Source organism: Pseudoalteromonas sp. AOP7-A1-14, assembly GCF_052376275.1.
Lineage (GTDB): Bacteria > Pseudomonadota > Gammaproteobacteria > Enterobacterales > Alteromonadaceae > Pseudoalteromonas.
Map to the genome: position 1 here is coordinate 24,116 of NZ_JBQSVO010000003.1, position 22,275 is coordinate 46,390.

The following is a 22,275-nucleotide window of genomic DNA, read 5'->3' on the forward strand; positions in this document are numbered from 1 at the left end:
ACAAAATACGAGTAATTTTTAACTTTTACGCCTAAGTCACAAAATTTTGAGACATATAACACCTTTTCTCCGGTCTTATTTTGTACACTACCTTCAACTTATTTTCCGGTATTATAACAATGTATTCAAAGCAATCTGGCAAAGCACTCTTTCCTTTCATTATTACTTTGTTATTGGGGCTATGTGTGTATCTTTACCTACCTAGTAGTCAAGGTGAGCAAAATAGCCTCACCTCAACAACAACGCAAGTTTCAGCTCATACTGTCGCTCAGCAAGAAAATGCGATTTTGATTGAAGCCATAGGTAGCGCTCGAGCTAATCAAGCTATTTACATTAATAGTGCGCAAAGCGACTATGTCACCGCTATTTACTTTAATGATGGAGACTTAGTTAGTAAAGGGCAAAAGCTCGTTCAGTTACAATCTCAACAAGAAGAATTAGCCTTAAAAGAGTTAAGTATTAACTTACGCGAAGAAAAACGACAATTAGATCGTCTAACAGAGCTGTCTCGCTCACAAGCCACTGCAAAATCATTATTAGAAGAGCAGCTTTCTCGCGTTGACGCCACTCAAGCGCAATTAGAGGCAGCTAAAACCAAGTTGGCTGAAATGACTATCTCAGCGCCTTTTTCAGGTATCTTAGGTAAACGCCAAATATCTGTTGGCGCTTATGTTAACAGCGCGACTATTATTTCAAACCTTGATGATATCAGCATCATCAAAGTAGACTTCAAAGTACCTGAGAAATACTTAGCTCAGTTACACCTAGATATGAAAGTAATGACGCAAAGTGATGCTTACCCCGAGCAAACATTTACTGGAAAAGTAACCCATGTTAGCTCACGGATTGATTCAGTAACACGTAGTGTCGAAGTAACCGCAAGCTTTGCAAATAAATCAGGATTACTGCGCCCTGGCATGCTACTTAATACCGCTTTAGAGATTAGTTCAAGCCAAGCATTAATGGTGCCTGAAAAAGCGATAATCCCGCAACAAGACAAACACTTTGTATTTAAAGTTAACGATGGCGTAGCGCAAAAGGTTGAAGTGAATGTAACTGGCCGTCATAACGGCTGGGTTGCAATTGATGCTGGGCTTAAAGATGGTCAACAAATTGTTACTGAGGGAATTATAAAAATTCGCTCAGGCAGTCAAGTCACTGTGAAGGGATAAACCGTGAAAATAACTGATATAAGTGTTAAGCGCCCCGTTTTTGCCATTGTGATTAATTTACTATTATTAACTTTCGGCTTAGTGGCCTTTTCGATGTTGCCACTGCGTGAATTTCCAGATATTGAATCGCCGATTGTCAGTATTAGTACTGAGTATACTGGCGCTTCAGCAGAAATTGTTGAAACAAAAATAACTCAAGTGCTTGAAAATAGGATTTCAGGCATTGAGGGCATTAAAAATATTAACTCATCAAGCCGTAATGGCCGGTCATACATTACGATTGAATTTGATATCGAGCGCGATATTGATGCCGCATCAAATGATATTCGAGAACGTGTTGCCCGTGCCCTCGATAGCTTACCTGAGCAAGTGCTCCCGCCTGAAGTTTCTAAATCCAATACTGATGAAAGCCCTATTGCTTGGTTTGTATTAAACAGCACCAATATGGATTCGTTACAGCTTTCTGATTATGCTCAACGCTTTATTGTTGACCGCTTAGCGGTTGTTGATGGAGTATCAAATGTACGCCTTGGTGGTGAGCGCCAATATGCCATGAAAATATGGCTTAATCGCCAAGCCATGGCGGCACGTGGTATTACCAGTTCTGATATTGAAGACACACTTCTTAGTGAGAATGTTGAGCTACCTGCGGGTGAAATAGAATCCATCGATCGCGACTTTACTGTACGTACAGCTCGCAGTTACAAAAATCAGCGAGACTTTAAAAACCTAGTAATTAAACGCGGTGTTGATGGCTACCTGGTACGTTTAGGAGAAGTAGCAGATGTACAACTTGAGGCTGCTGACGACGAAAGCCTCTTTAAAGGTAACGGCCGCGATATGATTGGCCTAGGCATTGTTAAACAAGCCAAAGCTAACACTTTAACAGTAGTCGATAATGCCCGCGCCGAACTTGAAAATATAAAACGTAACCTACCTGAAGGCACTACGATACAAGATAGCTATGATTCATCTGTATTCATTAAAGAGTCAATCAGTGAAGTATACAACACCCTGGCTATTTCAATGAGCTTGGTCGTGTTAATTATTTTTATATTTTTAGGCAATATTCGAGCAACATTAATTCCAGCGGTCACCGTGCCAGTAGCCTTGGTTGGCAGCTTTATGTTTTTGCTTGCGATGGGCTACTCAATTAACTTACTAACTCTATTAGCCCTAGTGCTTGCAATCGGTTTAGTAGTGGATGACGCGATTGTTATGCTTGAAAACATCCACCGCCGTATTGAACTTGGCGATCCACCACTATTAGCGGCTTTTCGTGGCGCGCGTGAAGTAGGTTTTGCGATTATAGCGACAACCTTAGTACTTATTTCAGTGTTTGTGCCACTGGTATTCATGGATGGTCGTATTGGTGCACTATTTACTGAGTTTGCTATGGCTGTAAGTGCTGCAGTGTTCTTTTCTAGTATTACCGCCCTGACTCTATCTCCGGCGCTTTGCTCTAAAATATTAAAGCCATCGGCGAAAGAAAGTAAATTCAGTCAATGGATGGATAAGGTATTTGCTAAAATTGAACAAGGCTACCGCAATTCCTTACATAGTAATATGAAACGCAGTGGCGGTTTGACCATCACGATACTACTGGCAGGCGTTGCAAGCTTTCTATTATTTAAGCAAATTCCTTCTGAACTAACTCCTAAAGAAGACCGCGGAACTTTCTTTATAGCAATGAATGGCCCAGAAGGCGCTAGCTATGAAAATAATGCTGCGAATATGGCCGAAATTGAAAAGCGGCTAATGCCTTACTCTGAATCAGGCGAACTTAGCCGAGTGCTAGTTCGTGTCCCCGGTTGGGGCGACAGTGGTGGTGTGGCTATTGTGGGCATGGCTGACTGGGATGAGCGTAAGCGCTCAACTTGGGAGGTAATGGATGAAATCAGCGAAAAAATGACTGAAGTAACTGATATTCGCGCTTTTGCTATTATGCGCAGCGGTATCGGCGGTGGTGGTTCATCACGCCCTATTGAGTTTGTACTACAAGGTAATGACTACGACCAATTAGCCGATTGGCGCGACCGTATTATCGAACGCGCTGAGAAGAACCCAGGTTTAGTACGCATAGATCACGACTATAAAGAAACCTTCCCACAGTTTTTAGTTAATATTGATAAAAATAAAGCCGCTGACTTAGGGGTTTCAGTGTCTGACATTGGCCGTACTTTAGAAACCATGCTTGGCCAACGACGTGCCACCACCTTTATTGACCGTGGTGAAGAATATGATGTTATATTAAAAGGCACTAAAACAGACTTTACCGATCCGACTGATATCTCGAATATTTACGTTAAATCTCGCTCAGAGGAGCTTGTGCCACTTGATAGTTTAATTACCCTTAAAGAACAAGCGACCGCATCACGATTAAACCGCTATAATCGTATGCGAGCCATTACTTTAAGTGCAAATTTGGCGGATGGTTATACGTTAGAACAAGCCCTTAACTTTTTAAATAAAGTTGCCGAAGAAGAAAACGACATAGAAGGCGCTATTGATTACAAAGGCGAATCGCAATTATTTTACGAAGGTTCATCAGCGATGACTTACGTATTTATCCTTGCATTAACAGTTACCTTTTTAGTACTAGCAGCACAATTTGAAAGCTTTGTTCACCCATTTGTGATCATGCTAACAGTACCACTGGGTTTAGTGGGTGCTATGTTGGGACTTTGGGCAACGGATTTAACGCTTAATATTTATAGCCAAATTGGTATTGTTATGTTGATTGGTCTTAGTGCTAAGAACGGTATTTTAATTGTTGAATTTACCAACCAACTACGCGACCAAGGTATGGAGTTTAGCGAAGCAATTGTGCAAGCGGCCTCACAACGTTTACGTCCAATTATTATGACATCACTCACCACCGTAATGAGCTCAGTACCGCTCGTTTTAGCCTCGGGGCCCGGAGCAGAGAGTCGAATGGTAATTGGTGTTGTGGTGTTTACTGGCGTTATTGTTGCCACTATTTTAACTTTATTTGTAGTCCCAGGCGCTTACTATGCACTAGCGCGTAAAACGCAATCTCCTGAGTTTTTAGAGCATAAACTAGAACAACAAGCGATTGCCAAGCCGCTATCAGATAAATAAAAACTGTAAAAAGTGCTGTGAGAACGACCACTCACAGCATCTCCCTTTCTCTGTTTCGATTCAAAACTTCCTTATTCATGTTTTATCACGCTAAAATAAGTCATACTAAAGAAACCAATCTTCACCTTAAGCTATCTACTAAAGCAACGATATTATTTTGGAGAATATAATGAGCACAACAAAGCAAATAGCAACTTTCGGGGGCGGCTGTTTTTGGTGTATTGACGCCGCATTTAGACGAGTTAAAGGTGTATTAGCGGTAAGCTCAGGTTATACCGGCGGTGACACCAGTGATCCGACTTACAAACAAGTTTGCTCTGGCACCAGCGGCCATGCAGAGGTGGTACAAATTACCTTTGATAGCCAAAAAATAAGCTTTGATACCTTATTAGCGATGTTTTTCACCTTGCATGATGCCACACAGTTAAATCGCCAAGGCAACGATGTAGGCACCCAGTACCGCAGTGTAGTTTATTATCACAACCAAGAGCAACATCAGAAAACTCACGATTATATTGACGAGCTTAGCGCTAAAAGCGAGCAAAAAATTGTTACAGAGGTAAGCTCTGCAAGTACTTATTACCCCGCTGAACAATTTCATCAAGACTACTACAATGAAAACCCAGAGCAGCGCTATTGCAGCTTATTAATAGCCCCGAAATTGCAAAAGTTTGAACAATTATTTGACGAATTTTTAGTTTAGTCGTTTATTTTAAAACAAAAACGCAGCCTAATTTGGAATGCCCAACTATTGAAGGCCACTTAAAATTAAACTGCGTTTTTACATCACTATATGATTTGCTACTGTTAAGCTAGGCCACCAAATAAAGTAAGTAGTGCTATCAATACTAAGTAAAACAGCACATTGCGCTTTACTAATCGCATCATACAGGTCGCTTCATAAGTACAACCAAAATGCTGCTGCTCTATTTGTTCTGCTGCAAGTGCAGTCTTTGTTACTACTTTGCGGTTGCTCACTGAAAAATCAAGAATATACCTTAACCAACAACTAGTGCCTTTATTAAAGTTACCAATCACCAAGTAACCAAAACTGGCCACTCGTGCGGGCAACCAATCTAGCCAGAATAACAATGAATGTATTAGCTTAAAGTGTTTTGCAAAAACTACCTGATGATCGTCTCGAACTAGATCGGCAAAGGTACGTACCAATGCATATAAAACAGCTCCCGGTGCGCCCAAAACCACAAACCAAAATATCACTGCGCAATAAAAACGAAAGTTTATCCATGCTAGAGTCTGGCCAAATGTTTCGCCATTTTCTTCACCTGCGGTATGCTTTTGGCCCATTTGGTAGGCGTACAAAGTGGCGGCTTCGTTATCATCCCGAGTAAGCGCATTTAAATAAGACTTATATAACGCACGGTGTTTAGCACAGCCAAAACACACCAATAAAACCACAACATTAATTAGTAACTGCCAAATTACAAAATCTAAAAAAACATATAGCAATGCAACGGCAACTACAGGTAACAATAACCAAACAACAAAGCCCGCAGGGGAGTTAAACACCCCCTTTTCTGAAAGTAACTTTTGCGAACGTGCTAGATAACCTTGCCCATAGTAACTAATTTGCCAATAGTTTGAACGTGCACCTAAACGCTCTAAAACTAACGCGATAATGATAGAAATTAAAATCATAGTATTCTCACTCAACGCTTTTTAAGGCGGCCAAAAAGTACTGCCAGTTAAAACTTTCACCAGGATCAGTTTTACGCCCTGGTGCAATATCACAATGACCCACGATACGTTCAAGGGTAATTGCAGGGTAAGTTTTCATTAATAATTTAGTTATAGATTGTAATGCATTATATTGCGCTTGGGTATAAGGCGTAATATCGGTTCCTTCAAGCTCAATACCAATACTAAAATCATTACATTGGCTTTGTCCTGCAAACTCAGAGTTGCCTGCATGCCAAGCGCGCTTTAAAAATGGCACATATTGAACTACTTCACCTGTGCGCTTAATAAAGCAATGGGCAGAGACCCGTAAACCTCTCAAGTCGGTAAAGCCTGGTTCGGCACTACAATCTATACAGCCCATAAATAAATCATCAACGTAGGGCGTTGCAAACTGCCCTGCTGGCAATGAAATATTATGGATCACTAGCAATGATATATTGGTTTGCTCTGGACGCTCGTCATAATGTGTACAAGGGCGCTGCAAAGCACTGGATAAAACACCTAGTTGACTAATTCTCATAATAAAACATGAATATTACATTAATGGGTTTATGCTAATTGATTTAACGTCATAATGATAGCTAAGCCAAAGTGAGTTGACCCAGCTGCATTTTTTCAAGATATACGCTAGGAAAAATACAATGAAATAATACAGTGGCATAAGATAGTAATGGAATTATGTACTAAACAACTTAATGAGCGTTTGCAGCACCACCCATTGTCAGCACTCGAAAATGATTTTAAAGCCTTTAATGTTCACCAACAAAGCGCCGAGCTTGAGCACTTATACTTAAGTGCCCAACGCGTGGAAGCAAAATACAGCTTTTGCAAAATGTAGCGACACACTTACTTAGTCAACAAGCATTTACTTATAACAAGCGACTTATAAGGTTTCAGCTTTAATCCGATAAGTAATATTCAACACTACTGACGACACGTACTTTTTTAATTTGCGGTGTGGTTGAGTCGCGATCATTAATACTAAATAACCCTTGGCGCGCAGTTTTTATTTTACCAAGCTGAGACTGTGAATCTTTAGCAAACTTAAGTGCGACCTCACGGGCTTTTTCGGTGGCCTTTTGAACCATTGCCGGTTTAATATCGTTAAGCCCAGTAAATAAATACTGTACTCGCGTTTCGTAGTTATCTTGTACAATAGCAATACCCTGCTTTGCCAGCTCGGTTATTTTACTCAACGCATGCTGAACTTTTTCGGGGTCGTTAGAGTGCACAGATACATTAACGCGCCCAACATACCTAAACTTCTGGTTTTCGCCGCCGTACTCACGCGCTTGTTTATCAATAATTGACTGTGTTGATGCTGATATTTCAGCGTCATCAAAACCATGTAATTTTAAGAATGCCTGCACTGCGTCATTTTTTTGCTCAATGCGGTCAACCAACGCCACGAGGTCATTATCAGCATCGCTAAATTGGATAGGCCAAATAACCGTATCAGCTATGACTTCTCGCTCAGCCAACCCTTTAACTTGAACGCTTCGCTCCATCGACTTAACATCTAAGGCGGCACTTTTTAAAATAAGCCCTAAGCCAAGCAGTCCCAACATAAAAGCGACAGCAGCAATAGCTAAAGGGTAATAATGTTTGGTATTCATTTTTTACTCCGTGATATAGATTATGGATCATACCCATGAAACTCGAAAAAAACCTTTAAACAGGTTACATTAAATAAAGCAAAATAGCTGCACAGGACAGGCAATGAGCGTAAAGCGTATTAATCAATTTTTTACTCCCACTTCAGTAGCCGTAATTGGCGCTTCTAATAACCCTGCGCGAGCAGGCTTTGTAGTGATGAGAAACTTACTACAAGGTGGGTTTAATGGCCCTATTATGCCCGTAAGCCCAAACCATAACGCGGTACGCGGTGTACTGGCTTACCCAACGATTAAAGCGTTACCTAAAGTCCCTGACCTGGCTGTTATTTGTACAAACAAACATACCTTAGTCAATATAATTAGCGAACTCGGTAAGCTGGGTTGTAAAAATGCCATTATCATTGCCGATGGCCTTAATAATGAACAAAAAAACCAACTCACACAAGCGGCTAACAACGCAAAAGTATCAATTTTAGGTTCAAATAGTTTGGGGCTGCTGATCCCTCACTTAGGACTTAATGCCAGCTTTTCTCATACGGTGGCAAGCGCGGGCAAGCTTGCGTTTGTATCGCAATCAGCAGCGGTATGCTCAACAATTTTAGACTGGGCTAAGAATAAAGAAATTGGCTTTTCGTATTTTTTATCTGTTGGGGATTGCTTAGATATCGACTTTGACGAATTGCTTGATTTTTTAGGGCGTGACTCAAAAACCAAAGCCATTTTACTGTATATCGATAATATAGATGACATTCGCAGCTTTATATCAGCTGCTCGAGCTGCTGCCTTTAGTAAACCTGTAATTGCTATTAAAACCGGTAAAACGACTACTGGATCTTTAGAAAACCACTCTGATGGACAACATAACTCAGATGCCGTTTATGATGCCTTATTTCAACGCGCCGGTATGTTAAGAGTAAATGACTTACGAGAGCTTTTTGCTGCCACACAAACACTTGCTATGCATCCAAAACTCTTAAAGGTTGAGCACCTGACTATTTTAACGAATGGCGGCGGCCCAGGCGTTATGGCAGTTGATAGCTTACTACAAAGCTCAGGAAAGTTAGCTGAACTTAGCGAGCAAACACGTGCTGCGCTGAATAAAGTTATTCCACAATCTGAAATGACCTCAAACCCAGTCGATATTTTTGGCGACTCTGCACCTGAGCGCTATAAAAAAGCCCTAGAAATTTTATTACACGCCGAAGAAGTAAAAAACTTACTTATTATTCATACTCCTTCGGCCCTTGCTCCCAGTGAGGATTACGCAAAAATTATTGTCGAAACACTGCGTAAACAGCCCCCCATGGCGCGCCCTTATGTCATGACTAATTTTATGGGCGAAGATGCCGCCTACCCGGCCAGAAAGGTTTGCACTTATAATGCTATACCAACTTATCGTACCCCTGAAGGTGCAGTTGGCGCATTTATGCATTTAGTGAGTTACCGTCGTAACCAAAAACATTTAACACAAACGCCAGAGTCAAATACTGATGATAAGCAGATTAATAAACCCGCGGCTAAACAGTTAGTTAATGAATTTATTGAACAGCAACAAAATTACTTATCAACTCATCAAGCAAGCCAAATATTAAGCCATTACGGTATTGATTGTATTCAAACTGAAATTGCCTATACCCCAACCGAGGCAAAAGAACATGCTATAGAGCTTGGCTTTCCGGTAGCATTAAAACTAATTAGTCCTAGTATTGCATCAAAATCAGAAGTCGGTGGTGTGGTGCTTAATTTAAATGATGCACAAGAAGTTGAGCAAACGGCTTTTGCAATGCTGTTACGAATTAAAAATACTTATCCAGATGCAATTATTGAAGGTTTTTCACTGCAAAAAATGGCGCCGCGCGCAGGTGCAAATGAGCTTCGTGTTGCAATTAAAACCGAGCCTAACTTTGGCCCTGTTATTTTACTCGGTGAGGCTGGAACAGGGCTAGAGTCTGCACAAGCAGCAGTGGCATTGCCGCCACTTAATATGAACTTAGCAAAATACTTAATTGCTGCAGCGCACGATAAAGGAGTGTTAAAAGAGCGTATATTACCTAATAAAGTTGATAAATATCGGCTTTGTGCGTTACTAACCCGCGTCTCTCAGCTGATAATTGACCAACCTGATATTACTTCTTTGGAGTTAAATCCAATTCTTGCCAGCAGCGGGCAGCTTTTAGTGCTTGATGCGAGCATGGCCTTAAGCCGTTACAAAATTCAATCACATCGTAAACGACTATCAATTCGCCCTTACCCTATTGAACTAGTGCAAAAAATCACTTTAAAAAACAATACTGAGGCGACTCTCAGGCCAATTAAGCCAGAAGATGAAAAAGCTCATCAGATATTTGATCGCTCATTAGCAAAAGAAGATCGTTATAAACGATTTTTTGGCGAGCTTCCGCAGTTTAATCATGATCAACTCGCTAAAATGACTCAGATTGATTACGACCGAGAAATGGCGTTTATTGTCACTCAAAATAATCAAGGGCAGAGCCAAACCTTAGGTGTATCACGCGTGTTACTCGACCCTGATAAACTACACGCGGAATTTGCTATTGTGGTGGGCTCTAAAAGCCAAGGCTTAGGACTAGGTAAGATATTAATGAATGCTGCAATCAGTCACTGCCAAAGCCAAGGCGTACAAGAAATTTCAGGTATTACCTTACCAGAAAACACCGGAATGATTGAACTGGCACGCAAGCTTGGCTTTGTTATTAGCCGCGACTTTGAGGAAGGCAGCATAAATATGCACCTAGATTTAACAACTACATAAACTGAGCCGCAAGTGATAATACTACGTCAACATACCACGCTGTTACTGCAACCTTTTACTGGAGGAAATGCGAAAATCTTGAAAAAGTGCGTATAAAGTAAGGTTAACTTACAGATTAAAAATATTACCCCACGGCTTAGAAAGTAGCAGGCTTACATCGTCCCCTGGCACGGGTTTACTAAATAACCCCCCTTGATAGCCCCTACAGCCAAAATCATTTAAGAATGCGACCTGTGAAGTATTTTCAACACCTTCTGCGACACACTCTAAACCTAAGCTTTGCGCCAGTGCGAGAATTGATTTGATGATCGCTTCATCATCATTACCAATATCACTAACCAAGCTACGGTCGATTTTAAGCACGTCAATTGGAAAGCGTTTTAAGTAGGTCAATGAGGCATAACCAGTACCAAAATCATCCATATAAAGCCGACAGCCTAAGCTTTTTAATTTTAACATGCTTTTTAATGCATGCTTAGAGTCATGCATCATCACTGACTCGGTGATTTCAAATACCACTGCTTGAGGAAGGATTTGAGCATTTACTAATAGGGCTTCAATCTCAGCGACTAAGTCATTACATTCAAAATCCAACGCTGACAAGTTAATAGATAAATACAAATCAGGTTGTATTTTTTGCCATTGCTTTAGCTCAATTAACGCCCGCGCAAAAGTTTGCAGCATAATTTTAGTGATAAGCCCCATTTTTTCTGCTGCAAGGGCAAACTCCTGGTTTTGATATTGCTTATTACCAGGCCAACGTAATAAAACTTCCAACCCCTCAACTTGGGTCGTATAGGAGTTCACTATAGGTTGATAATAATTACAAAATTCATGTTCGTGATAAGCTTTTATCAATTGTGACTCTAGGTTTAACGTCCTTTGCACATGCTCATTCATTTCTTGATGATAAAACTGATAGCACGGCTCCAAACTTTGCTTTGCATGATATAAAGCAATATCCGTAGCTTTAACTAATGCCTTGGCTTGAGTGGCATCATCAGGATAAATCGCCACACCAATACTTAAATTAACACTTAAATGTCGCTCATTAACCGTAATGGGTTGCACACTGCTTTGCATTAATTTAGCACAGAGCAATAGTATCTCTTCTATTTGCTGAGTATCTTCAATAAGTACTTTAAATTTGTCGTCCTCAAAGCGTGCAACACTGTCTTGAGGGCGCAAACAGCTTTGAATACGCACAGCTATTTTTTTAATTATTACACTAACTGTCTCATGGCCAAATGAGTCATTGAAGTGTTTAAAGCGCTTAATATTAATGGTTAACAGCGCTACTTTACGCTTATGCCGTGATGCTTGTTCAAGAGCATGTTCGAGGCGATCGTAAAATATAGTGCGTTTGGGTAAGCCCGTTAATTCATCATAATTAACTAATAAATTAAGTTCTTGCTCTGCAGTTTTTTGAGCACTTATATCAGTTAGAGTAATAACATAACTCTCAAGCTGATTATTATTACCTGCCACAGCACTAATTTTAATCAACACTTGGCGTTTATCACCATTAGCTAGCTGCACAGTATCTTCTAGTGAAAAGTGCTCACTAACAGCAAGCTTTTGCATAATTCTTAAGTAATGAATTCGGGTTCGTAAACCCAGCCCCAATTTTAAATGACGACTAGAACGAAAATCTCTAGGAAAGTTAAAAGCGCTTTGTAATGCTTTATTTGTCGCAAGTATGCGCAGGTTTTTATCGAGAATAAATACCCAATCACGAGTTTGCTCAAAGGCTGCACCGAATAACCTGGCGTGCTCAGCAAAAACCAACTCTCGAGTCATATTGGTATACGTACCCGCAACCTTAAGAGGCGTGTTTTGTTGCCACTCGATCACTTTCCCAAAGTCTTTATACCAGCGCCACTCGCCTTCGGCATGACGTAAACGATAAGTACAATTAAAGTAGCCTTTATCGGTTGATAAAAACTCCAACCACTCCAAGCGAAAGTTTTGCTTATCTTGCGGGTGAATTTTTGCTAAATAACCATCTAAGTTAGCCGACTCACTCTGATAACCTAACTCGTTTTTTAAACGCGGCTGATAAATTATTGGACTTGATGATTGCCAGTCCCACACCCCTGAATGACTTCCTTCGAGAGCCAGTTTTAATCTTGCTTCACTTTCTTTGCTTTGTTTATGTGCGGTTAATAGTATTTTCTGGATACGGTGACGCCTTATCATCCAAATTGCGATAAGGGAAAATGTAATAAATAAATAAAGCGCAATAAAATGCGGCGTTCGCCACGGCGGGTAATCAACAATAATGTCTAAATTAGCAGGCGGCGTATAATTACCGGTTAGAGGGTCTTTTGCCCACACTTTTAGCTGGTAGTTACCGGGGTTTAATTTAGGAAATAACACACGGTTATTGTTGCGCGTATAGGTTTTTTGTTCATCCGCAAGCTGGTACTCATAAACTATGCGCTCTTGATAATTAAACGCCATTGCAGAAAAAGCCACTTCTAAACCGATATCATCATGCGCTAAGGTTATTGAATCAATAGATTGCTTTAACTCAGGCCGGCGGTTTCGTGACATTAAATCAATACTAGTAATGTTTACCCGATCAATTAAATCATGCTTAGGGTAGTTATCTAATGGGTAAAAATAAGTAATTCCCTTTAAAGAGCCATATACAATTTGACCACTTTTTAATTGTGTAAATGCGCCACTATTAAATTCAGTTGATACCAGCCCTTCGCCACTAGTAAATTGTTGAAAGTGCTTATTTTCAGGATTAAATCGCCACACACCTTTATGGCTACTCATCCAAATCATACCTTTTTCATCAAGTACCATGTCATATAGCAATGTACCTAATTTATGCTTATCTAAATCAATGGTGTGAATATGCTCATAGGTGTTGGCATCAAGACCAATAAGGCCAAAGTTAGATAACGAAAGCCATAACACATTGTTATTATCTACAATATATGACATCACATTAATAGCCACATTATCATGCTGCTTTGGTATGGTATAAATTTTGGTCAGTGAAAAATCATGGCTATCAACTTGATATAAAATCCCAGCATTATAAAATAACGGTGATGTTGGCTTAGTTGAAAGCGGAGCTAAAAAGCCATACGCTAAAAAGGGGTCAAAATTGTCAAACTCACCACCTAACTGAGTTATCGTTTGATTATTAATATTATAAACGAACATGCCATAATCTGGATGTACATAAAATAACTCACCATTAGGCATTAACGTAACACCATGTACCCACTCTTTTATTTGTGTACGCTGACTAGGATCTTTTAATGGCGGCGCACTCACCTGTGCCGTTTTTGGATCAAATTGAAATAACCCTCGGTTAGTATGCAGCCATAGCTTATCCTTATAAGGCATTACTTTATAAATGCTAAACTCTGTAGTAAATAAATCCACTTGATAATTTTTCAAATAAACTTTGCTTTGATAGCTGTTTAAATCAATTACGGTTAAACCATTATGCGTTGCCAGCCAAAGTCTATCTTCAAACTCAGTGATCCCCCAAATGGAGCTATGTGAAAGTCCATCACCTTTAACTTTACTGCCATCGACATTTTCAAAGTGATAATTATCCGAAGGAAGATAAAAAGCACCATCACTTTTAGTCCCAGCCCAAATCCCCCCTGAACTGTCTTTTACTATATCAATAATACTGTTATCAGATAGCGTATACTTACTTTTATTTATACGTTCATCTTTAGTCAGCTTTGTGGTTGTTAAGTTATACTTGAACAACCCCTTATCCGTACCTAAATCAAGAACTCCCTGCTCGTTTATAATTTGCCAAATATTTAAGTTAGGTAGCAGCACTTTATTCTGAAGAGTTTGATTGGTCGAACCAAATAGGGCCGCTATATTACTAATATCGACTTCATAAAGTCCGCGAACAGTTCCAACAAGCAGTTTATCGTTTTCGGCCAGTGCAAAAGATTTAATATAGTTTTGGTAAGCGTGAGTAGGTTCGCCAGTAAGGTGTTCAAATTTACGATACTCATTAGTTGCAATATCATAAACAAAACCGCCATCACTGGTGCCAATAAAAATATAGCCTTGATAATGAAAAAGCGCACGTATAATAGTGCTATCTTTTCGATTAGGCAGCTCAAAAATAGTGTCTATTTCACCTGTTTCTACATCTAACTTTGCAAAGTCACCACCACGTCCTATCCATAGCGTTTTATCATCAACTGCTAACATACTAAAAACGGATTGCTGAAATATTTGTTCTTCAGATAGGGGTTTTGATAAAAACTGATTATAAATATCGTTTTTGGGATCATACCTAAATAATCCCGCAAGCAATGAAGCTATCCAGATATTACCCTGCGGATCTTGATAAATCCGATCAATAATTACTTCATCTAACTCGCCGTTAGGACCCTCAACATGCACCACTTGATAGCCATCATAGCGATTCAGTCCGCCTTCTGTCGAAAGCCACAAATACCCTTTATTATCAATAACCAAGGTATTTACATAACTCTGAGAAAGCCCCTCTGTAGGGGATAACCGTTTTACTTCAGCTACCACTTCGATACTTGTCAACGTAAGGCTGATATATAAACCTATAGTCAAAAATACGCTAACAAATTGATTCATTTATAATCCGGTGATGCAGTAGATAAAATTATCGGGTGATAACTCATAGGGATAATATTACGGTTTTTATAGCTGTTATAAAGTACCTCAAATACCTCTGGTAAATCTGTTGTAACGATAAAGCCAAGCCCGCTATATAGCGCAACAACATTGCGATACGAAAAAGTATATACCACTTGCTGTTGCTCGCTTAATATAACCTGTAGAAGTTGTTGAGCTACCTGCTGACGGCGCCAAGGTGGTGCAACTAGCAAGGTTGATAAAAATAAGTAGCTCTGTCGATGTTGAATACGACACGCGGCTATTATTTCATGTCCATGGTAAGCAACCCATACTTGGTCTTGCTTATTGGCGCGACCACGAGCGTTATGAGCCGTGTAAAACTTATTGACTAGCGGTGTTTTAATTGCCGCCAAACGCTCAAAACGCAGTTTACTCATTAACTCAACATCAATGCCAAGTATTGTTCAAACTGCTGCTTTAAAAAGGTCTGCTCAGCAATAGGCCTGCTATTAATCGTGTTATAGACTTGTTCACGGGTATTTTTATTTCGCTTTATTTGATACGCCCAAAATGAGGCTTCATAATCAAGTTGAATTTGATACTTTTGCTCACGGGGCAGTAAACATAAATTATATGACATAAAAAACACTTTAACTTTGCTAATATAACGAACCTAAGAGTATACCCAAACCACCATAAGATGCGAGTTTGCGCTACTATTAAAGCACCTCAAACATAAAACCAATTAAAAAGTTAACAACCTCAACAGGTTTAACTTACAAGGTTCTAGGTCAAAAGTAGATCCGTGGCGTTTTCAACAGGTGCAAACTTTATAATTTAGATTAAAAATCAAAGCCATCTTGTTGCGGTGCTGATTTATTTTTTTCGCTATTTTGCTTTTTTTGTAAGTAACGCTTATAACGTTGCTGGCACAAAACAACCACTTTACGCTTTTCAGTATTACTAAAGTTATTCCAACCAAAACGCTCATCGCGGCTACGATAACAGCCCTTGCAATAACCTCGATTATTAACTTGGCAAATACCCTTGCATGGACTTGGAATATCAAATATTTCAATTTGTTGCATTATTTTGATTTAAATCCACACAAGACTAAATAGGTCATTTCAGTATAGCGCGAAAATTAGTCAAAAAAAAAGCCACCTTAAAGTGACTTAATTCATAGTAATAAGTTAAATTAAGGTTCGCTATTAGAAATCTCTGCTTTACGATGAAATGGTTTGGCATACATAGCCATTACTAAGGGCTTGAGTTCATCAGGCACCTTACTCATACGTTGCTCAAATTTAGTCGCATCATTTTTATCAATCACCGCTTGCTTACAGCCACCAGCAATATAATTACCTGGGTGTAAAAAAAACGAGTTAATAATTTGCTTATCAATAGTTTTAGCCAGCTCTTCTGGCGATTCACAACCTGATTCAATCGGTTGTCCAAACGCTAAATGCACATGCCCTTTAGCACTACTAAAGCCTTCAACAATACTGGCTATGTCTTCGCCGGCAGATTTAACATATTGCCCATGGTTCTGTTTATGATGAAGCTCTTTAGCTTTAGCGATAGCACATGGCTCGTATTGATACGAAATAGACACAGGCACAATTTTTAGTTCACGAACGTAGTCAGCAAACTCTTTCTTTTGCTTGCGCCCTTGTAGTTGTAACATTTTTAAAAGCGCCGGATCAGTTTGATCAAGACCATCTTTTGCTCGGCCTTCTTTTTGGGCAATCCAAATAGAATTGCCTCCCATTAATGAATCATAAATATAAGCTGAAAGTTGCGATAATGCTTTCAGCATTTCTTTAGGTGCTTTAGCTGAACGCTTTACTATAAAACTTTTATTTAGCCGCATCAGCTCAGTAATAAATGGTCGTTGCAATAAATTGTCACCAATCGCAATACGCACTGTTTTCATTTTATGACTGAATAAGCCCCAATTAATAAGCGCAGGGTCGAGTACAATATCGCGATGGTTTGATATAAATAAATACGCTTGCTTAGGGTTAAGCCCGTCCAAACCTGAAAAAGTCACCTCTGAGGTCGTGCGCTTAACTAACAAGCTTAAATATTGAGCTACTTCTTGCTGAACTTGCTCTACACTGTTAAGTTTTCCCCACTTTTTACGTAATTGGCTACGTACCAAAGGACGCGTTAAAAAAGGAAAGGATGAAAGAAAACGCGGCAGATTATACTTAGCGAGCACGTCAACAAACGCATTATCATTAATCAAACGTGTAACTGAGTCGGCTACCTCGTCATCATTGTAAGGTCTAATATCGGCGTATTTATCCACTAATTCACTCATTACTACTTCTATAAAGTTAAAAAACGGTACGCCAAAGCGCACCGTTTATAGTTGGGGTGATTATAACTCAGACAATCTGAAATGCGAACCAAGTCATTAATATAGCCACAATTTATACCCAAACCACCCACGCATGCCTTAAATGTTTTTAATAACAAAACTTACGAAATGATCTCATCCGTATTTTGATATTTTTTGGTTATCCCTTTGACCACCAACCGTAGTATAAGTGCCATTAAAATTACGCCGCTTAGCATACTTAACCAATGAGGCAATACCGCCTGTTCTTCACCTAATAATGGGCTCACTACAAAGCCAAATTCAGTGACTAAATAATCGGTTAAAAAGCCAAATAATAACGCAACACCTATAACCCCTATTAAATAGGCAACTACGGCTCGTTTTCCGAGTTCATTTGCAACCACACCTAGTGTGGCAATATTGGTTGCGGGGCCTGCCAACATAAACACCAGCACCGCACCGGGTGAAACGCCACTTAATAAGAGCCCCGCTGCAATCGGCGTAGAGGCTGTGGCGCAAATATACATCGGAATACTAACTGAGATCACCACCAACATAGCGAGTATACCGCTCCCCCACTGAGTTAAAAATGATTCAGGCACAAAAGTTTGCACTAAGGCCGCAAAAAACAAACCAATCATTAGCCACTTCATAGTATCTGAAAGTAACTTATTACAACTAAAGTTAATCGCCTGCTTAAACTTATGCCACTGGCTAACAGATGCTACCGTTGATGTACAACAACTGGATTCTGGCTCAACTTTTTCTGTTGATGAGCAGCAATTACTTGCGGCTTCATATTCAGACTCATCTGCAAAGTCTGGTTTGGAATGAGTCTGCTTTTGTGTTTCATTTGATGTATCACGCCCCACCAATACACCTGCGGTAATTGCGCTACATATAGCTGCAACCGGGCGAATTACGGCCATAAAGGGCCCCAGTAACACATAAGAGACGGATACCGAATCCACCCCAGTTTCAGGAGTAGAAACTAAAAACGCAGTGGTGGCACTTTTTGATGCGCCAGCTCGTCTTAGACCAATAGCAGCGGGAATTACCCCACATGAGCAAAGCGGCATGGGCGCACCAATTAATGCAGCCTTTATGGTCGTCCAAAGCCCTTCTTTACCTAAGTGTTTATTTAAAAAGTTCACGGGTAAATAAACATTAAGTAGCCCGGCAATAAATAACCCCAACATCAACCACGGTGCAGAGATCAAAAATAGTTCCCAGAAATTAATTAGTAAGTTCATCTATATCCTCCAGCGCGGTGAGTATTGAGCAGCTATCAGCTGGCTCTTCACCGCCACAACATTTATCGGCTAGTAACGATAATGACTGATGAAATCGTGTAAGCTCAGCGATACGTTCAGCGACTACATCGCGTTTATGTATTGTTAGCCTCTTCACTTCATGGCACGAATGCTGATTTTTATGAAACTTAATTTGTAGTAGCTCTTTTATTTCTGACAAGCTAAAACCAACATTTTTAGCGCGCACTATAAATTTCATTTGTATAATGTCTGCTTTACTATAATCACGATAACCCGCTTGCGTTCTTGCCGTGATCATTAACAAACCCTGTTTTTCATAGTATCTTAGCGTATCGGTTGAGATACCTAGCTGGTTAGCAAATTCGCCTATTTTCACCATTATCTCCAATTAAGATATTATCAATATGTACAAGCATAAACCTTAGAGTTAACACCAAGGTCAACAAATAAAAACATTTAAAGGAACAGCCAATGAATATTACGGTACTTGATACGGCAACTCTTGCTAAAAGCCCACTAACCAAAATTGAGAATCTAGGGACGGTGACTTGCTTTGACTTAACAACCCCCGAAGATGTTATAGAACACAGCCAAAATGCTGAAATATTGATCACCAATAAAGTTGTGCTAAACCGCGATACTATGAGCCAATTACCTAAACTTAAACTTATTTGTGTAGCAGCAACAGGCACCAATAATATTGACTTAGAGGCCGCTGAAGAACTAGGTATAGGCGTTACTAATGTTGCTGGGTATTCAACACCCTCTGTAGTACAACACACCTTTGCTTTAATCACTAACTTACTGGGCAACACCCATCGTTACATTAACGATTGCCAGCAAGGGGCTTGGCAACAAAGTAATATGTTTTGTCGCTTAGACTACAGCTTTGAAGATATGAGCGATAAAACTCTCGCTATTGTCGGTTATGGCTCCCTTGGTAAAGCCGTTGCTAATGTTGCACAAGCATTTGGCCTAACGGTTATCATCGCAGAACGTAAAGATACTCCAACCCGCGAAGGTCGAACTGAGTTTAATCAAGCAATTACAGAGGCTGATATTATTAGTGTTCATTGCCCACTTACCGAGCAAAGTCGAGACTTAATAAGCACAAAAGAATTGCAGATGATGAAACCAACCGCAATTTTAATTAACACAGCCCGCGGCGGTATTATAAATGAAGCCGACTTAGCTCAGGCACTAGCCAGTAACGAAATAGCTGGCGCTGGCGTTGATGTGCTTTCAAAAGAACCCGCTCAAGCGGATAACCCTTTAGCTCAATACCGTGGTGATAACTTATTACTTACTCCGCATATTGCGTGGGCAAGTAAACAGTCAATTGCCCGACTGATTGCGGAAATTGCACTTAATATTAAAGCCTTTGAACAAAGTGAAGCACGTAATAGGCTCGTTTAATTGACTAAGCCGCGATTAGCTTGCTTGCACTAGCCTAGCAATAATCTGGTCGCGGCCATTATCTTTTGCTTGATAAAGCCCAAGATCAGCCTCTTCTAATAAAGCATGCTCAGCATATACTTGGCCATTTTCGGTCGTAGCAACACCGACACTAATCGTAATACATTCAGCATTTAATGATGCTCTATGAGGAATATTAAGTGATTTTACGGCGTTAAGTAGTTTATTAGCAAATTCCATTGCATCATGTTTACCCATATTCGGCAGCACAGCTGCAAATTCTTCACCGCCATAACGCGCCACAAAATCACTGCCTCGCTGGCATACTGCAACTAAAGCATGGGCAACTTGCTTTAAGCAGTCATCGCCGGCGCGATGTCCATAGCAATCGTTATAACGTTTAAAGTGGTCAATATCCATTAACACTACAGATAAGGGCGTGCCATTACGACGACTTCGTCGCCACTCGCGAGCAAGATTATCGTCTAAATAGCGCCTATTAGGGATTTCAGTTAAACCATCTATTGATGCAAGCATTTCTAGTAAGTCATTTTTTTGCTTTATCATCAGTTGATTGCGTACTCGAGCACGAACAATCGCGGTGCTAAACGGCTTAGTTATATAATCCATTGCGCCAAGTTCTAAGCCTTTTGCCTCATCATCGTGACTATCATTCGCTGAGATAAAGATCACCGGCACAGCTTGAGTGGTTGGGTTTTCCTTAAGCTCAACCAATACTTCATAGCCATCAATGCCAGGCATCATAATATCGAGAATAATTAAATCGACATGATTACTTTTCACAAAGGTTAAGGCTTTTTCACCACTTGGCATTAAAAAAACTTGGTACTCATGCTGCAATGTTTTTTCAAGCACTAAACGATTTAGAGGATCATCATCAACGATGAGTATTTTAGCTTGCTGTGACATCTATTAACCCTTGTACTTGAAGGTAGCTAAGCACTTGCTTTAAATGCGTTCTCAGCTCAGTAATTAACACCTGAGCATGCGCGTTACTGGCCGTCCTTATGTTGGTTTCAATCTTTTGTGCTACCTGAGATAAACGCATAAAACCTAAGCTTCCTGAGACGCCTTTAATATTATGCACTAATAGTTGCAGCTCACTCTGTTCTAAGTGGGTTTCTAACAGGTTTAATTGAGAATCGCATAATAGTGCAAATTTTTGCAACATTTTTACCATTAAATCTTCATTATCAGCAAATTGTGCTAAGGCAAAGGGACGGTCAAAAAACACCGATGCAGTTAAGTTTAACTGACCAATTTCACGCACTAACGTTGCAGCAGCTACCGGTTTAGTTAAATACTTATTCAACCCCACCGCCGCAGTTCGAGCTTTATCCTCTACTTCACTATGAGCGGCAAGTGCAAAAATAGGCAGTTGTTGCTTATCATAATGCTTACGTATTCGCTTGATAGCTTGGCAATCATCCAGCTCAGACATTTGCAAATCTATTAAGATAAGATCAGGTCTTAAACTATCAACTAGTTCAATGGCGGTTATGGCATTATCGACTGTTACAACATTAATATTTTGTTGGCACAAAATACGACTGATAGCATCCTGGTTCAGCTGATTATCATCCACCACTAAAATAAGCATACCCGTAACATCAGGTGTAGTGACAGGTGTGCTCTGTAGAGGCGCGTGGCTATACAATAAACGTTGAGCAAGCGCTATTTTATTGATGCTCCGTATTTTAACCTCCGCTATCGCTGGCATGCCTTATTGGTTATCAAGATCAACCACCACCCACAGCGTTTATTGCAGATTGATGATGAACTCATAAGTTGTAATAGTGGTTTAAATTTACCGTCAAGAGACGAGGTTAATAATTCACTTTTCTTTCCTCTCACAGCGGGGTTAACATAAGCCATAGGACTGAGTTATTACAGAGAAATATAATACTAAAAGCTGAGATTAAGGCAATAACTTTTTGCCAGTCATTAACGGCCTTAAGGTCGGAAGCAAATCGACCTTAACCAACTGTTTCACCACCTTTACTTGGGGGTTTTACGATAGCAATAATTTTCCGCCTTATTTACATCACTAAGCCACACTCTATCAAGCTGATACGACAACCGCAGGTCATACAAATTAAACATGGTATCAAGTAAACCTGCCACACTCATTGCATGCTGTAACTGCGCTACGCTTTACTTTAATTGTGTATAAAGTAAGCATAGCAAAAATACCACCAGCAATGGCACAACCAGTGCCACCGCCAGAGATCGCTAATGT

Annotated in this window: 18 protein-coding genes; 6 read left to right on the forward strand and 12 right to left on the reverse strand. The window is 40.0% G+C overall.

All coding sequences use genetic code 11. The features are described 5' to 3' along the window. The first annotated feature begins 119 nt into the window (after positions 1-119). The 3 genes from ACT3RM_RS00990 to msrA all read left to right on the forward strand — a co-directional run bounded on the left by ACT3RM_RS00990 (position 120) and on the right by msrA (position 4,977). Positions 120-1,172: an efflux RND transporter periplasmic adaptor subunit gene (locus ACT3RM_RS00990; RefSeq protein WP_441992702.1), complete on the forward strand. Its 1,053-nt coding sequence runs from the start codon at positions 120-122 to the stop codon at positions 1,170-1,172. 3 nt (positions 1,173-1,175) lie between these two features. After that, positions 1,176-4,274, forward strand: a complete 3,099-nt coding sequence (locus ACT3RM_RS00995; RefSeq protein WP_441992701.1) for an efflux RND transporter permease subunit — start codon at positions 1,176-1,178, stop codon at positions 4,272-4,274. Between the two features lie 169 nt (positions 4,275-4,443). Further along, positions 4,444-4,977 carry a peptide-methionine (S)-S-oxide reductase MsrA gene (msrA, locus tag ACT3RM_RS01000; RefSeq protein ID WP_441992700.1) on the forward strand — a complete coding sequence of 178 codons (534 nt, stop codon included), beginning with the start codon at positions 4,444-4,446 and terminating at the stop codon, positions 4,975-4,977. 104 nt (positions 4,978-5,081) lie between these two features. On the opposite strand, the gene ampE is transcribed toward msrA, so the two are convergent. Together ampE and ampD are read right to left on the reverse strand one after the other, a co-directional pair. Beyond that, complete coding sequence (gene ampE / locus ACT3RM_RS01005) at positions 5,082-5,933, reverse strand: beta-lactamase regulator AmpE (RefSeq protein ID WP_441992699.1); 852 nt, start codon at positions 5,931-5,933, stop codon at positions 5,082-5,084. 7 nt (positions 5,934-5,940) lie between these two features. After that, a complete protein-coding gene (ampD, locus tag ACT3RM_RS01010; protein ID WP_441992698.1) occupies positions 5,941-6,495 on the reverse strand; it encodes a 1,6-anhydro-N-acetylmuramyl-L-alanine amidase AmpD in 555 nt (184 codons plus the stop codon). Positions 6,496-6,645: 150 nt separating this feature from the next. On the opposite strand from ampD, the gene ACT3RM_RS01015 reads away from it, so the two are divergent. Continuing rightward, positions 6,646-6,813: a hypothetical protein gene (locus ACT3RM_RS01015; RefSeq protein ID WP_441834365.1), complete on the forward strand. Its 168-nt coding sequence runs from the start codon at positions 6,646-6,648 to the stop codon at positions 6,811-6,813. Between the two features lie 61 nt (positions 6,814-6,874). Here the strand turns inward: ACT3RM_RS01015 and ACT3RM_RS01020 are convergent, their stop codons facing one another. Beyond that, positions 6,875-7,591 carry an SIMPL domain-containing protein gene (locus tag ACT3RM_RS01020; RefSeq protein ID WP_441834366.1) on the reverse strand — a complete coding sequence of 239 codons (717 nt, stop codon included), beginning with the start codon at positions 7,589-7,591 and terminating at the stop codon, positions 6,875-6,877. A 103-nt stretch (positions 7,592-7,694) separates the two neighbouring features. Here ACT3RM_RS01020 and ACT3RM_RS01025 point away from each other — a divergent pair, with 103 nt between their 5' ends. Next, positions 7,695-10,364, forward strand: a complete 2,670-nt coding sequence (locus ACT3RM_RS01025) for a bifunctional acetate--CoA ligase family protein/GNAT family N-acetyltransferase (RefSeq protein ID WP_441834367.1) — start codon at positions 7,695-7,697, stop codon at positions 10,362-10,364. Positions 10,365-10,472: 108 nt separating this feature from the next. Here the strand turns inward: ACT3RM_RS01025 and ACT3RM_RS01030 are convergent, their stop codons facing one another. The 7 genes from ACT3RM_RS01030 to zntR all read right to left on the reverse strand — a co-directional run bounded on the left by ACT3RM_RS01030 (position 10,473) and on the right by zntR (position 18,978). Beyond that, the gene (locus tag ACT3RM_RS01030) at positions 10,473-14,975 is read right to left on the reverse strand and encodes an EAL domain-containing protein (RefSeq protein ID WP_441834368.1); all 4,503 of its coding nucleotides are present in this window, start codon (positions 14,973-14,975) and stop codon (positions 10,473-10,475) included. Then, positions 14,972-15,415, reverse strand: coding sequence for a GNAT family N-acetyltransferase (locus ACT3RM_RS01035; protein ID WP_441834369.1), 444 nt, complete (start codon positions 15,413-15,415; stop codon positions 14,972-14,974). Before ACT3RM_RS01035 ends, ACT3RM_RS01030 begins: the two co-directional genes overlap by 4 nt. Continuing rightward, on the reverse strand, positions 15,415-15,618 hold the full coding sequence (locus ACT3RM_RS01040; RefSeq protein ID WP_441834370.1) for a DUF3283 family protein: 204 nt from the start codon (positions 15,616-15,618) through the stop codon (positions 15,415-15,417). Before ACT3RM_RS01040 ends, ACT3RM_RS01035 begins: the two co-directional genes overlap by 1 nt. A 202-nt stretch (positions 15,619-15,820) precedes the next feature. Further along, positions 15,821-16,066, reverse strand: coding sequence for a DUF1289 domain-containing protein (locus tag ACT3RM_RS01045; protein WP_441834371.1), 246 nt, complete (start codon positions 16,064-16,066; stop codon positions 15,821-15,823). Positions 16,067-16,176: 110 nt separating this feature from the next. Continuing rightward, positions 16,177-17,304 carry a 1-acyl-sn-glycerol-3-phosphate acyltransferase gene (locus tag ACT3RM_RS01050; protein WP_441834372.1) on the reverse strand — a complete coding sequence of 376 codons (1,128 nt, stop codon included), beginning with the start codon at positions 17,302-17,304 and terminating at the stop codon, positions 16,177-16,179. A gap of 161 nt (positions 17,305-17,465) precedes the next feature. Continuing rightward, positions 17,466-18,578: an SO_0444 family Cu/Zn efflux transporter gene (locus ACT3RM_RS01055; protein ID WP_441834373.1), complete on the reverse strand. Its 1,113-nt coding sequence runs from the start codon at positions 18,576-18,578 to the stop codon at positions 17,466-17,468. Then, entirely contained in the window at positions 18,562-18,978 is a 417-nt protein-coding gene (zntR, locus tag ACT3RM_RS01060; protein WP_441834374.1) for a Zn(2+)-responsive transcriptional regulator, read from the reverse strand. Before zntR ends, ACT3RM_RS01055 begins: the two co-directional genes overlap by 17 nt. Positions 18,979-19,070: 92 nt before the next feature. On the opposite strand from zntR, the gene ACT3RM_RS01065 reads away from it, so the two are divergent. Continuing rightward, positions 19,071-20,015, forward strand: a complete 945-nt coding sequence (locus ACT3RM_RS01065) for a D-2-hydroxyacid dehydrogenase (RefSeq protein ID WP_441834375.1) — start codon at positions 19,071-19,073, stop codon at positions 20,013-20,015. A gap of 15 nt (positions 20,016-20,030) precedes the next feature. Here ACT3RM_RS01065 and ACT3RM_RS01070 read toward each other — a convergent pair whose 3' ends face one another. After that, positions 20,031-20,945 (reverse strand): diguanylate cyclase, encoded by a 915-nt coding sequence (locus ACT3RM_RS01070; protein WP_441834376.1) that lies wholly within the window; start codon positions 20,943-20,945, stop codon positions 20,031-20,033. After that, a complete protein-coding gene (locus ACT3RM_RS01075) occupies positions 20,929-21,756 on the reverse strand; it encodes an Hpt domain-containing response regulator (protein WP_441834377.1) in 828 nt (275 codons plus the stop codon). The genes ACT3RM_RS01070 and ACT3RM_RS01075 overlap by 17 nt, the downstream gene beginning before the upstream one ends. Between the last annotated feature and the right edge of the window lie 519 nt (positions 21,757-22,275).

Bases quoted from the DNA above. Each gene is read 5' to 3' on its own strand.
- ACT3RM_RS01015 (WP_441834365.1), top strand. From the start codon at position 6,646: ATGGAATTATGTACTAAACAACTTAATGAGCGTTTGCAGCACCACCCA.
- ACT3RM_RS01025 (WP_441834367.1), top strand. From the start codon at position 7,695: ATGAGCGTAAAGCGTATTAATCAATTTTTTACTCCCACTTCAGTAGCC.
- ACT3RM_RS01055 (WP_441834373.1), bottom strand. From the start codon at position 18,578: ATGAACTTACTAATTAATTTCTGGGAACTATTTTTGATCTCTGCACCG.
- zntR (WP_441834374.1), bottom strand. From the start codon at position 18,978: ATGGTGAAAATAGGCGAATTTGCTAACCAGCTAGGTATCTCAACCGAT.
- ACT3RM_RS01030 (WP_441834368.1), bottom strand. From the start codon at position 14,975: ATGAATCAATTTGTTAGCGTATTTTTGACTATAGGTTTATATATCAGC.
- ACT3RM_RS01050 (WP_441834372.1), bottom strand. From the start codon at position 17,304: ATGAGTGAATTAGTGGATAAATACGCCGATATTAGACCTTACAATGAT.
- ACT3RM_RS01065 (WP_441834375.1), top strand. From the start codon at position 19,071: ATGAATATTACGGTACTTGATACGGCAACTCTTGCTAAAAGCCCACTA.
- ACT3RM_RS01075 (WP_441834377.1), bottom strand. From the start codon at position 21,756: ATGCCAGCGATAGCGGAGGTTAAAATACGGAGCATCAATAAAATAGCG.
- ACT3RM_RS01020 (WP_441834366.1), bottom strand. From the start codon at position 7,591: ATGAATACCAAACATTATTACCCTTTAGCTATTGCTGCTGTCGCTTTT.
- ACT3RM_RS00990 (WP_441992702.1), top strand. From the start codon at position 120: ATGTATTCAAAGCAATCTGGCAAAGCACTCTTTCCTTTCATTATTACT.
- ampD (WP_441992698.1), bottom strand. From the start codon at position 6,495: ATGAGAATTAGTCAACTAGGTGTTTTATCCAGTGCTTTGCAGCGCCCT.
- ACT3RM_RS01040 (WP_441834370.1), bottom strand. From the start codon at position 15,618: ATGTCATATAATTTATGTTTACTGCCCCGTGAGCAAAAGTATCAAATT.
- ACT3RM_RS01035 (WP_441834369.1), bottom strand. From the start codon at position 15,415: ATGAGTAAACTGCGTTTTGAGCGTTTGGCGGCAATTAAAACACCGCTA.
- ACT3RM_RS01045 (WP_441834371.1), bottom strand. From the start codon at position 16,066: ATGCAACAAATTGAAATATTTGATATTCCAAGTCCATGCAAGGGTATT.
- ACT3RM_RS01070 (WP_441834376.1), bottom strand. From the start codon at position 20,945: ATGTCACAGCAAGCTAAAATACTCATCGTTGATGATGATCCTCTAAAT.
- msrA (WP_441992700.1), top strand. From the start codon at position 4,444: ATGAGCACAACAAAGCAAATAGCAACTTTCGGGGGCGGCTGTTTTTGG.
- ampE (WP_441992699.1), bottom strand. From the start codon at position 5,933: ATGATTTTAATTTCTATCATTATCGCGTTAGTTTTAGAGCGTTTAGGT.